The sequence below is a fragment of the Psychrobacter sp. AOP7-A1-24 genome, from assembly GCF_052376235.1.
Taxonomy (GTDB): domain Bacteria; phylum Pseudomonadota; class Gammaproteobacteria; order Pseudomonadales; family Moraxellaceae; genus Psychrobacter.
Genome location: NZ_JBQSVM010000001.1, coordinates 39,582 through 52,737, shown reverse-complemented (window position 1 = coordinate 52,737; position 13,156 = coordinate 39,582). Strand labels below are relative to the sequence as shown.

The 13,156-nt window shown below is 42.7% G+C and carries 10 protein-coding genes; 4 read left to right on the top strand and 6 right to left on the bottom strand.

Features of this window, described 5'->3' with window-relative positions:
• Positions 1-112: 112 nt before the first annotated feature.
• From ACT3QQ_RS00240 to gmk, 6 genes are all read right to left on the bottom strand, one after another.
• Positions 113-1,303 (bottom strand): cation diffusion facilitator family transporter, encoded by a 1,191-nt coding sequence (locus tag ACT3QQ_RS00240; RefSeq protein ID WP_444526424.1) that lies wholly within the window; start codon positions 1,301-1,303, stop codon positions 113-115.
• 214 nt (positions 1,304-1,517) lie between these two features.
• Entirely contained in the window at positions 1,518-3,806 is a 2,289-nt protein-coding gene (locus tag ACT3QQ_RS00235) for a primosomal protein N' (RefSeq protein ID WP_444526423.1), read from the bottom strand.
• Between the two features lie 161 nt (positions 3,807-3,967).
• Positions 3,968-4,348 carry a RidA family protein gene (locus ACT3QQ_RS00230; RefSeq protein ID WP_057761400.1) on the bottom strand — a complete coding sequence of 127 codons (381 nt, stop codon included), beginning with the start codon at positions 4,346-4,348 and terminating at the stop codon, positions 3,968-3,970.
• Positions 4,349-4,418: 70 nt separating this feature from the next.
• Complete coding sequence (locus ACT3QQ_RS00225; protein ID WP_444526422.1) at positions 4,419-6,617, bottom strand: RelA/SpoT family protein; 2,199 nt, start codon at positions 6,615-6,617, stop codon at positions 4,419-4,421.
• 336 nt (positions 6,618-6,953) lie between these two features.
• Entirely contained in the window at positions 6,954-7,214 is a 261-nt protein-coding gene (gene rpoZ / locus ACT3QQ_RS00220; protein WP_068403827.1) for a DNA-directed RNA polymerase subunit omega, read from the bottom strand.
• 175 nt (positions 7,215-7,389) lie between these two features.
• Positions 7,390-8,016, bottom strand: coding sequence for a guanylate kinase (gene gmk, locus ACT3QQ_RS00215; protein ID WP_444526421.1), 627 nt, complete (start codon positions 8,014-8,016; stop codon positions 7,390-7,392).
• 373 nt (positions 8,017-8,389) lie between these two features.
• Between gmk and ispH the strand changes: the two genes are divergently transcribed.
• The 4 genes from ispH (at position 8,390) to htpG (ending at position 12,937) form a co-directional block, all read left to right on the top strand.
• Positions 8,390-9,346, top strand: coding sequence for a 4-hydroxy-3-methylbut-2-enyl diphosphate reductase (gene ispH, locus ACT3QQ_RS00210; RefSeq protein WP_444526420.1), 957 nt, complete (start codon positions 8,390-8,392; stop codon positions 9,344-9,346).
• A gap of 47 nt (positions 9,347-9,393) precedes the next feature.
• The gene (locus ACT3QQ_RS00205) at positions 9,394-9,642 is read left to right on the top strand and encodes a hypothetical protein (protein WP_444526419.1); all 249 of its coding nucleotides are present in this window, start codon (positions 9,394-9,396) and stop codon (positions 9,640-9,642) included.
• A gap of 33 nt (positions 9,643-9,675) precedes the next feature.
• Positions 9,676-10,491: a thioesterase family protein gene (locus ACT3QQ_RS00200; RefSeq protein ID WP_444526418.1), complete on the top strand. Its 816-nt coding sequence runs from the start codon at positions 9,676-9,678 to the stop codon at positions 10,489-10,491.
• A 484-nt stretch (positions 10,492-10,975) separates the two neighbouring features.
• Entirely contained in the window at positions 10,976-12,937 is a 1,962-nt protein-coding gene (htpG, locus tag ACT3QQ_RS00195; protein ID WP_444526417.1) for a molecular chaperone HtpG, read from the top strand.
• Positions 12,938-13,156: the final 219 nt, after the last annotated feature.

The window sequence follows — 13,156 nt, the reverse complement described above, 5'->3', positions numbered from 1 at the left end:
GTTCTACGTAATTTTCAGTATAGGCCAGTATCAAATATCTATACTCGTATTCACTAGGATTTGGCTCGAGTTACTGACCTATTTATTCAATCATTTAGCTGAGAGTATATCGTTAATGGTTATGACCAATATGACTATTGTCATCAGGCAGCTGTCCTGAGATATCACAGACCAATGCATCGCTATGTGAGATATTTTGCGGATGAGACGAGCTTTCGACCTGAATAGTAACATGGTGAATACCAAGCTCTAGTAGTCTTCGTTCTAGACTAGCAATCAAAATATTTGATTCATGGATACTCATTTCGCCATCAACAACCACATGACAGGAGAGCGCATTAAGTCCGCTAGTAATACTCCAAACATGTAAGTCATGCACTTTTTGTACTTGAGAGTCTTCGAGCAATTTTTGTTCCACATCGACTAGCGATATATTGGCAGGCGTCCCTTCCATCAATATATGTACAGAATCACGTACGACGCGGTAGCCACTGGTTAAAATAAGCACGGCGACAATTACTGATGCCACTGCGTCTGCCCATACCCAACCAAAACTCATCATAAGCAGCGCAGCGATAATCGCAGCTACTGAACCTAATAAATCGCCCAATACGTGCAAATAGGCACTTTGCATATTGAGGTTAACGGGTTCTATGCTATTAGGTTTCTGCTCTGTGACCTTGGCATCATTCGTACCAAGATTATGACTATGACCATGTGACTCGCCACCTTGACTAACTCGGTGCATTAGCCAAGCGACCAGAATATTAATCAACATACCGATAGTCGCCACGATAAGCATACCTTGGGTCGCAATTTCTGGCGGTGAGTTAAAGCGTTTAATCGCTTCATAAAAAATCATCAAAGCGATTATGATAAGTGTCGCGCCATTTACCGTAGCAACTAATATCTCAAAGCGCTTGTAGCCGAAAGTTTTCTGGTGATTAGCGGCTTTTTCACCAATTTTAAATGCGACCAAAGTGGCACCAAGTGCTATCGCATCGCTTAACATATGCCCTGCATCAGATAGCAGGGCCAAACTACCGGTGAGCCAGCCACCGATGGCTTCAATAAACATGTAACCAGTAATGATAACAAAACTGAATAGTAAGGTACGCTGATAGCCTTTGGTATCTCGCGCTACTGTTGTCTGTTCTAGATGCTCATCATGATCATGATGGCCTTGGCTTTCCTGAGTGTAGTTATTTTCTTCATCTTTGCGAACGTAGTTAGACACATCAGTACTATCAGGCTGCTGGTTATGAGTATGCTTGTCAGAGTTTGGATTATTTGGATTCATCATAATACTCAAATTCGCTGATAATTACGTTCGATAGATGATGTTTACTGATAAGTGATGTTTGCTATGGGTAGAGTAGGCATAGAGCGTTTATCCTATACCGTTTGATAGTTATAAATTTAACATAGGCAAGCTTGAGAAGCTGTAACGACGAAGTAAACAGGATAAGAAGAGGAGTAGAAAGGTATGCCGTTGTCTATTAAGTTTCAGATGAAAGTTACCAGCCGACAGGATCAATATCCAAAGTAAGTTTGAGGTATTTGGCGCTTGGTAGAGCAAGCACTGGCTGCCACCACTGTCCTAATACGTCGTGCAATTGTCGACGGTCTCTGGCCAATAATAAAAGCTGTGCATGGTAGCGACTGTTCTTTTTACTCATGGGTGCATCAATAGGACCTAAAACAACGAGATTATGGGCATTAGGCAAATGCGCAATGGCATCTTTAAGCGCTCGCGTGGTGGCTGCCAATGTTTTGCCTTCACAGCGTATCAATGCAGCATGTCGATGAGGAGGCAAGCCCATCGTTTGACGCTCTTGCAATAACTCGCGCGCAAATGATAAGTAGCCGTCTTTGACCAGTTTTAATAGTAATTCGTTGTCAGGTTGTAGGGTCTGAATCAATACGCGGCCAGCTTTATCACCTCGACCAGCACGGCCAGCTACCTGTATCATTAGCTGTGCGGTATGCTCTGGTGAGCGAAAGTCTGCTGATAAAAATCCGCGATCGGCATTGGGTAAGCAAACCAGCGTGACGTTAGGGAAATGATGTCCTTTGGCGACCATCTGTGTACCGACCAATATAGCAGGGTTACCTTTATTGATTTGCTCGTAAATTTTTTCCCAGCTGTCTTTGCGTCTTGTGGTATCACGGTCTATTTGAATAATCGGATAGAGATTTTTGCTTGTTTGAGGGTTAGCAAATATTGCGTGTAGATTTTCGCTGAGCCTTGTCGTTCCCATACCTTTGGCATCTAGGTTTTGACTGCCACAATCAGGGCATACTGTAGGGATATAGGCTTGCCAATCACAATGATGGCACTTTAAGTAAGAGTTGCTAGAATAATTGCTTCGCTGGGCTTGGCTATTGTAGTGAACGGTCAGGTGAGCATCACAGCGCGGACAATCTGCTTGCCAACCACAAGCCTCACACAATAGAACAGGCGCATAGCCACGACGGTTCAAAAATATCAATACCTGATCACCAGCTTCCAGCGTTTGCCTTATCGCCCCAATCATGGCATCTGTCAGCCCTGTATCATAACGCGCCCCATCATCTTGTGTTTGTTGATGAGTGCTTTGCAAGCGCGCATCGATCAGTTGCATGGTTGCAGGTTTGGCATTACCCGGACGAGTAAGCAGTTGGTATTCCGCTAGTTTGCCATCATCGACCAGTTTTAAATGCTCAAGAGAAGGTGTGGCAGTACCAAGTATCACTGGGATTTTATATTGTAACCCTCGATAGAGCGCAACATCAGCCGCGTGATAACGTAATGTGTCTTGCTGCTTATACGAGCCATCATGCGCCTCATCAACAACAATTAAACCTAAGTCTGCAAACGGATATAGCACAGCCGAGCGCGTACCGATTACGATTTGTGCATGCCCCGTGCGACAGTCTTGCCAACCTTGCAAACGGTGAGTGTTGGTCATACCTGAATGCAATAGCACAATGTGGGCTGCGAACCGACTGGCAAATCTGGCACGTGTTTGCGGTGTGAGGCCAATCTCTGGTACTAGAATAAGGACTTGTTTACCAGCCTCTAGTACTGCTTGCATCGCTTGGAGATAAACTTCGGTTTTACCGCTACCAGTAATACCATTGAGCAAAAAACCAGTATAAGTATCAGATTCATGGGCAGTGATAATAGCGTCGACAGCAAGTTTCTGCTCATCATTGAGATCGAGTGGCATTTTTGCCAGTTTAACTGGAGCAGGCGCTTGTTTTGGCTGAATATAGCGCTCGACTAACCCTTTATCTTCTAGTGTCTTTAGAAATGCTCGTTGCATTCCTTCTAGTAGCAATACGTCTTCACTTGCGCCATGTTGACCATGTAGCTTTAGCATGTCGAACTGCTGCTTTTGTTTCTTGGCATTGGCTCGAAAATTATCATCAGTAACATGAGGTAAAATGCGCCAATGGGTAATCAGCAAGTCTAATGGTTTACCTTGACGGACAAGGCTTGGCAGGATAACGGCCAATACATCACCAAGTGGATAGTGGTAATAGCGTGCCAACCAATAGGCAAGCTTGAGCATACCAGCGTCCAAAATAGGCTCAGCATCTAGACGTTTATTGATGGGTTTGATCTTATTTACAGGTACGCTACTATCGTCTTGTGAGATGTGAGCAATCACAATACCAATTAGAGTCTGACGACCGAATGAAACCTCGACGCGGCTTCCGATTGGTGGTATCGCACTGTCTGACAGAGCAGGCATATCAGCTGGTAAGCTATAGTCAAACACCCGATAAAGGGGGACGGGCAGAGCAACTTGTACCAACATAAATGGCTTCGCAGTCTTATTAGGTGAATATGAGATCAGAATAATAGAACAGAGACCAATAAGCTTAGCATGATGCTAAGCTTATTGTGATTTATCTTATAGGCTGTTGCTAAAATGAGCGCTTAATAATGAGCAAAAAATATTAAGCATTCAATAGCGTCTTATTCGATATATAGAATAGACTCAATTTCTACCACGCCACCTTTAGGTAGAGCGGCTACTTGGACAGCAGCGCGGGCAGGGTATGGCTCGCTTAGGTTGGCGACAAACACTTCGTTTAGGACGGCAAAATCACTTAAGTCAGTCAGAGATACATTGAATTTGACCACGTCATTTAAACTACCGCCAGCTGCTTCACAGATAGCTTTGATGTTTTCAAATACTTGCTCAGCCTGTGCCTTAAAACCTTCTCTTAGCTCCATAGTGTCAGGATCAAAACCAAGCTGACCTGAGATATAGACAGTATTGCCGACTTTTACAGCTTGTGAGTAGGTGCCGACAGCTGCAGGTGCTTTATCAGTTTGGATGGTTTGACGAGTCATAGGATATCCTTTTTATATAGTTAATTGAAGGTTCTAAAATTGCTAACTTATACGTTAGCAAACAGGTTTATTATAATTGATATAACCGCATAATGTTAGGGAAACCTAGCAGCGAGCGTAGTTCACGAATACCCTGTGCTAGATGGTTGCGACTACGCACTACAATCTGAATGATACTGTCAGTACTACGAACATCAATGGTTTCTACACCCATATTGAGCTGGCGCAAGTGATAGATGACTTCACTAATCTGTTCGTCACTAAGCGCAACGGAAAGCTTCAAATAAGCAGGGAAACGAATTTTCCCACTGTTTTTTAGTTCTTGTTCATCAATATCACCTTGCTTGACCGCATTGTCACTGCGCCAACGAAGTTGAATCACCTGATAAGGGTTATCTTTACGGATATCATCCAGGGAAAAACATTTATGTCGGTGAACAACCAAGCCGTGACGCGATAGGTGTCCGACAATAGGGTCACCATATATTGGGTGACAGCAGTTGCCGAAATTAAGCTCAACACCAGCAGCGTTCGCAATTAACTGTTGTGGTTCAGTCATGTCATCGCTATGTACCTTTGCTTGTAAATCACTTAATTCATCGCTGAATAAGCGAGTCACTACCAGTTGTGGCAGCAGCGTGCCTGAGCTTATCTGTTCAAACAGCGCGTTTTTTTCTGTTAAGCCACGCCATTCAGTCAAATCTTTCCAGTCCGACTCTGTCAAATCATCAAAGCTTTTTTGATGGGTTCTAAGCGCACGATCCAATGCTTGTCGTCCATGATGTTGTTTGTCAGCGACAGATAAATCTTTGAACCAACGTAAAATCTCTTCACGTGCTTTGTTGGTCACCACAAACCCTAGCCATTCAGCCTTTGGTTCTGAATGACTATTCACTTCTATCTCAACTGACTGTCCATTTTTGACGACAGTACCAAGCTTTGCCACTGTGCCATCAATATTTGCCCCAACAGCAACGTTGCCAACCATCGGCCCGACAGCATAAGCAAAGTCTAGAGCAGTTGCTCCTTGTGGTAACTCATAAGCACGGCCTTGAGGACTGTAGCAAATGATTTTACTGGAGTGCAGGTAATCCATTAGCTCATTGATGGTAGAGACTGCCGCTGAAAAATCAGGGCTATTTTCATTTAGGTTGTCTTCATCAACCAGGTCTTTCATATTGCGTAATGACGCTTGAATCACTGACTGGCTGACATCTGAAGCATGTTCAGCGCCAATGACACCAAGTCTTGCAGCACTCTGCATTTGCTTGGTCAAAATGGTGACTTTTACCACATCATTGTCACGCTTATAGATGAGAGTGAGGGATTGGTTGCCACCTGGTAGAGGTCTACGAATATTATCAGCAATATGATTATCATCTATCTGATACTTTTTGATCAGATAGTAAGCCAGTTTGTCACATGCTTCGATGTTATCAAGGACGATCTCAAACGCATAATGACGCAGTAGCGAACTGATTTCACCGCGGTTGCGGAAAAACTGACGGTATATGACCACACGATTGTCTAAAACTTTGACTAGACCACTGAGCCCCAAATTGTTGAGGACAATACTTAAATAACGATGAATGGCTTCTTGCTGAAAGTTACGCCCAAGCCCATGCTGTAACAGCTTATCAGATAGCTTGTTGTACATATCAGAGTTTAAATTGCGATAACACAATACCTCGATATAATCAGCAATATCATTCAAGCCCATCAATCGTGCAAATGGCACATAAAAATCTAAGGTTTCTTGTGCTGTTGTACGCTGCTTCTCAGGACGTACGGCATCAAGTGTAGACATGTTGTGTAGGCGGTCAGCAAGCTTAATAATCAGTACACGAGGGTCAGCAAGTGTAGCGGTCAAGATCTTATGAAAGGTGGCCGCTTTGTTTTGTTGCTTATTGTGCGAAGAGGATTTTAGCTTAGTCACACCATCAACTAATCTAGATACTATGGCACCATAACGCTGTTCGATCTGTTCGTCACTTACTTCGGTATCTTCGACCGTATCATGCAAAATAGCTGCGATGATGGTATCTCGATCTAAGCGAAAGCCAGCTAGTATTTCAGCGACAGCGATTGGGTGGGTGATATAAGGTTCCCCAGATTTGCGCTTGTCTTTTATATGCGCAATATCTCCGAACTCACAAGCGTCAACAATATCACGGCGTTCAGCAGCAGTGAGATAACCTACTGAACGTAGCAAGTTATATTGAGCGTCATCGACAAGTTGATGACTGAGTTTGGGTAGGGTTTGACTCATAAAATGATGATCCTATTTTCCATGACCTACTTATTGGGCCACTTACCAAAGTAAGTGAAGTCTAAATAATGACCTACTATACAAAACTTGAGGATGAGTACGCCAGCTTCTAATTAATCGCAAATTGCCTTCAATGTCAACTGATAAGCGAGTAGACGATAAAAAAACAACTCAATGATCTATTTTGGAGATAAATAGCCGCCAAAATAGCCAATACATTATATTTACAACCAAAAAACCACAGCTTATGCTGTGGTCTCTATTGTTACTCAAGATGTATGCTTATTTTATAAAAACATATTGGTTCTATAAAACACATCTTATCCAAGCAGCCTATTAGAAGCTATGGTCGCCTGACAGTGCTAAATCTAATGAGCTAGTAGCAAAGTTATGCTCTGGCTGATTTAGGATATCACGTGTGATTTTGCCAGCGGCAATTTCACGTAGTGCTAGTACCGTAGGCTTGTCGTTATCGACATCAACCATAGGCTCAGCAATACCTTTGGCCAGTTGGCGGGCGCGTTTGCTTGCGACCAAAATTAGCTCAAAGCGATTATCAACATTATCCAAACAATCTTCAATCGTCACTCGTGCCATAAATAGCTACCTCGGTTGTTTTTATTAGTAGCGGACCTTGCCCACCACTCAATAAAAATAATATCAAAAATATAAAGGGGAATAGCTAAAGATTATAGCATTTTTTGCCAAGTCGCGTCGTTGCTTTTTTATATCTACTTGAGAGATAAGTTGCTAAATGCGGCTAATGCTTAGTTTACTCTTCTACCTGAGTATTTAGCAAGTTGTTAATCGTGCGATGGTAGCGTTGTTGTTGACGGGCAAGCGTCTGTCTATCTGCCACAATAATTGCTTTTAGCTCAGCTAAGGCTACGTCAAAATTATCATTGATCACTACATAGTCAGCATTCACATATTGTGCCATTTCGGTGACTGCACCAGCTAGACGGCGCTCTATAACTTCTACAGAATCCTGCGCGCGGGTTGAGAGACGTTGACGTAATGTAGCAATACTGGGTGGTAGAATAAAAACCATAATGGCACCGGGAAAGATATTTCTGATTTGCGTCGCTCCTTGCCAGTCAATCTCCAAAATAACGTCAATACCTGCCGCTAGCTGGGTACGTACACTTTCCTCTGACGTGCCATAATAGTTACCAAATACTTCAGCATGCTCTAGAAATAGGTTTGCATTGATACCATTAGTAAAGCTATCGGTATCTGTGAAATGATAATGTTGACCATCAATCTCGCCTGGACGTGGTGCACGAGTGGTATGTGAGACACTGACAGTCAAATCATTGGTAGTAGCAAGCAACTGTTTAACCAATGAGGTTTTGCCTGTACCTGAGGCGGCAGTGATAATAAATAATGAACCTGTCATGCAATTTATCCTAATAGAAGGTGTTTTGATAACTCGTAAAGTATTTTTTATAAGCATGTTTTGATAAAAGATCGAGCAGTGCCCCAGTCAAAAACAAAGACTAGAAAAAATAAAAAACGCCATCATGTATGGCGATAGAAATCATAGTAAGTGCGTTATTATAAACTGCTTTTATACAAGTTAAAGCTGGTTTTGCAATATGTCGTAAGCATACTGGGGTTTGCTCATAAAATATTGCTACAAGCAGACAGCTATTTTAGAGAGTGATAAAAGCAAATTGTGCTAAAGTAGAGCATTGATTTCATCTCAAATTTTGAACAGTAAAATTCAAAAATACGTTTTAATTATAAATTATCCAATGATAGGCCTTCTTATGCAAATTTATCTTGCCAATCCCCGTGGATTTTGTGCTGGTGTGGACCGTGCAATTGCGATTGTTAATGAAGCATTGACACGTTTCGAGCCGCCCATTTATGTCCGTCATGAAGTGGTGCATAATAAATTTGTGGTATCGGACTTAGCCAATCGCGGTGCGGTGTTTGTTGAAGAGCTTCATGAAGTGCCAGATGGTTCCATCGTTATTTTCTCTGCTCATGGGGTTTCCAAAGCGGTTGAAGATGAAGCTGAGCGCCGAGATTTGACCGTGTTTGATGCAACATGCCCATTGGTGACCAAAGTACATATCGAAGTAGCAAAGTTTGCACAAGATGGCATGGATGCAGTGTTGATAGGACATGCAGGACATCCAGAGGTAGAAGGTACGATGGGACGTTTTAATCGTCGCCATGGTGGACAGATTCATCTGGTCGAAGATGAAGGTGATGTGGCAGCATTAACTGTACAAGATACTGAACGCTTGGCATTTGTAACTCAGACAACCTTGTCGATGGATGATACTGCTCGCGTTATCGATGCGCTGCGTGAAAAATTTCCTAGTATCCAAGGCCCGCGCAAAGACGATATTTGCTACGCCACTCAAAACCGCCAAGATGCGGTAAAAGATTTAGCCAGTCGTTGTGAAGTGGTCTTGGTCGTTGGTTCACCAAACTCATCAAACTCTAATCGCTTACGTGAGCTGGCCGAGCGTATGAATTGCCGTGCGTATCTAATCGACAATGCCAGTGAGATGGATAAGCGTTGGTTAGATGGTGTCCAGAGTATTGGCGTGACTGCTGGGGCATCTGCACCTGAAGTATTGATCCAAGAAGTTCTACAGCAATTACAAGACTGGGGTGGGGACTTGCCCAGTGAGCTATCTGGTATCGAGGAAAATGTGACGTTTAGTTTACCGAAAGCCTTGCGTATTCCAGTCACCCAAGTTGGTAAATAATCAATATTAGTATTTGTATGAACCATCATTTATATGGATAAGCTCGCATGAAAGAACCAAAAGCCAAATTTGTATTGGCAGAGGCCACGCTCGCTGAAGTTAACAAGCAACTGAAGCTCAACATGCTCGTGATGGCGGTAGTAGTCTTTATATTGTTTATGAACATCATCAAGTTCATGGCAGAAAAAAGCTTTTTCTATGCTATGTTTGTAGTAATAATGGTTGTCTTATTATTCTTCATACAAAAAGCTCGCCGTATTCTCATACTAAGAAAACAAGAGCTTACTCACAAATAAAAGTACAAAAAAAGTGCCAAATATAGGATAGCTATGACTGCTTATTATAAATTTATCAAACGAGAGCTACAAGAAGATGGTGTCAGTGTGGCGCATTATCAGCCAACCAAACATGCCCAAGGTGCTTGGAATGAGCATGAGCAGCATATGGCACCAGCGACAGGCCTACTCACAGCCGAGTTAAATGGCTTTGCGCTGCAGCCGAATACTCGTATCGCACGTGTCAGCCTTGATATCCTTGGACTAATACCACTCGATGATTTTACGATTACTACTCGCTGTATCCGACCAGGCAAGACTATTGAGTTGGTTGAAGCGGTCATGAGCAGCCGTGGCCGAGATGCTATTATTGCAAGAGCATGGCGACTTCTCACTCAAGATACCAGCGAGATTGCCGGACTCGAAGATCAACCAGCAAGATATAAACCTGAAGAATTACCAGTTTGGGAAGACATGAAGGGCTGGCCAGGCGGCTATATTGAAAGCGTACGTTTGGTAGCGACAGAAGACCGTCGTCCTGGTCGCGGTATGGTATGGATTACTAATGATACGGATATGATTGAAGGCGAGCCGACTGATGACTTAGTGCATCTATTGGGTATGGTCGACACTGCTAATGGTGTTGTACCAAGGTTAGGTCTTGGCTTATCTAAATTGGAGTGGATGTTTCCCAATACTGATTTGCAAATCCATATGCATCGCGCGCCAAAAGGTCGCTGGTTGGGTATCGAAGCCGTACAACAGTATGGTGATGACGGGGTAGGATTGACTAGTGCCGTGTTGCATGATGTACATGGACCTTTTGGTCGCAGTGAGCAAATTCTGACGATCCGTCCGATGCCGCATTAAAGTGCCAAGAACCAGTTAGCTTAATATTCTGAAAAATAAAACGATATATTGTGATCAATTAATTATACAAATATATAGCAATCGGTTCTAATAGTATCTAACAAGACGATGCTGACTGAGCTAGAGGCTATTATGAAAACACACATTAATTTTTCAAAAAAACTGACAACTATTTGGGATATTTTGATAGAAGCATATTCAGAATAGTTGCTGTTGTTTGCACTTTGATTGTTATATCAAAAGTAATTGAGCAAATAAATAATTAATTAGGTAAATGATTGATACTAGAACACCGCCTTGGTAAACAAGTGCGGTGTTTTTTATTGAATAGGACGTTTGAGCTTGAATTTTTTTTCGTTGCCCCTATTAGTATAGACAGTTTAACGGTATTGCATACGGCAGGTTCTCTAACATTATTAGAGCAGCTTTCGTGAGCATATCGTTATCTGATAATAGGTCTTTCATAGAATTTAAAGGAGTTTTTATGAGTGAAGCAACTCAAGCTGAAGGTCTGAACCCAGAATTAAAAAAACATACGTTTGAAGCGGAAGTGGCGCAGTTACTGCATTTGGTCACGCATTCACTATATTCTAACGCTGACATTTTTGTCCGCGAATTGGTATCTAACGCGTCGGATGCTTGTGATAAACTGCGTTTTGAAGGTACAAATGACGATAGCCTTTACGAAGATGATGGCGAATTAAAAATCCGCATCTCTGTCGATGAGGCCGCCAAAACCATTACCTTTACTGATAACGGTATCGGTATGAACGAAGCCGATGCGATCGAAAACTTAGGTACGATTGCCAAATCAGGCACCAAGGCATTTTTAGATAAATTGTCTGAATCACAAAAGCAAGATGGTCAATTGATTGGTCAGTTCGGTGTTGGCTTTTACTCAGGTTTCATCGTAGCTGATACCATCAGTGTTGAATCACGCAAAGCGGGCGAGCCTGAGGATAAGGGTGTGCGCTGGGTATCAGATGGAACAGGTAGCTTCACTGTTGAGCCTATTAGCAAAGACACGCGCGGTACGGCGATTACTTTGCATCTAAAAGAAGAGTATTCTGAAGGCGAAGATAACTACTTAGATCGCAGTAAAATCAAGCGTTTGGTTAATAAGTACTCTGACCATATCAGCTTACCGATTCAAATGCGTAAAGAGATCTGGCAAGAAGATGTAAAAGAAGACGAAAACGATGACACGCCTGCTGGTGGCGAGATGGTACTCACTGATGAGTGGGAAACAATCAACAAAGCCAGTGCACTATGGACTCGCTCAAGCTCTGAAATTGAAGATGATGAGTACGTCGATTTTTATAAGAATATTTCTTATGACATGGATGAGCCGCTTACTTGGACGCATAACCGTGTAGAAGGCCGCGTACAGTACACGCAGCTACTATATATTCCTAAAAAAGCGCCAGTCGATCTATACACTCGTGAGCAGCAGCATGGACTAAAGCTTTATGTGAAGCGCGTCTTTATTATGGACGAAGCTGAGCAACTACTACCAATGTACCTACGCTTTGTGAAAGGTGTGATTGATTCAGCAGACTTGCCATTGAACGTGAGCCGTGAGCTTCTACAAGAGTCACGTGATGTGAAATCTATTCGTGATGGTAACGCTCGCCGCATCTTGACGCTGCTTGCAAGCCTTGCTAATAGCGAAGACAGTGACAAGCAAGAGAAGTTTGCCCAATTCTATGCAGAGTTCGGTGATGTCATCAAAGAAGGTCTAGGCGAAGACACAGGCAATCAGGAACGTATTGCTAAGCTATTGCGTTATGCAACCAGCACGCAAGACGGTCTAGTGACGAGCTTTGAAGACTATAAAGGCCGCATGAAAGATGGCCAAAAAGCTATCTACTACCTCACCGCTGATAATCTAGCCGCTGCGAAAAACAGCCCGCAACTTGAGCTATTCAAGAAAAAAGGCATCGAAGTTATCTTGATGACCAGTCGTGTTGATGAGTGGGCAATGAATTTCTTAACCTCATTCGATGAGACACCGCTGCAAAACATCGCGAAGGGTGCAGTAGATTTAGGCGACTTGCAAGATGAAGCAGAAAAAGCTGAAGCAGAAAAAGCTCAAGAAACGCTCAAGCCTGTTGTCGATAAACTAAAGACTGCATTGGGTGATCGTGCTAAAGATGTCAAAGTATCTACTCGTTTAGTTGATAGTCCAGCGTGTTTGGTTGTTGGTGAAGGTGAGCTATCACCACAAATGATTCAGATGCTACAGCAAATGGGTCAGGACGTACCAGCAAGTATGCCAACGCTAGAAGTAAACCCTGAGCATCCACTTATCAAGAAGCTTGAGAGCAGTGAGCAATTTGATGATCTGGCGCAAGTTATTTTTGACCAAGCATTATTGGCAGATGGTGGTCAGCTAGATGACCCAGCCGCCTACCTAAAACGCATCAATGAGCTATTGATGAGATAATGTTTAATAACTAGTAAAAAAGGAGGTCTTATATAAGAGACCTCCTTTTTTATTTGAATTTTAGCCAAGTTTGAGTGAATTTTACAAATCAGCCTTATCCTCTTAACTGACAATCCGTTACAATCGCGATAGATTAGCGAGCTAAAATATCAAGCAGCGCTATTTATCTTCTATAATCACTCCATCGTGAATTCAATATAAATCGATGTCTGCATGCTG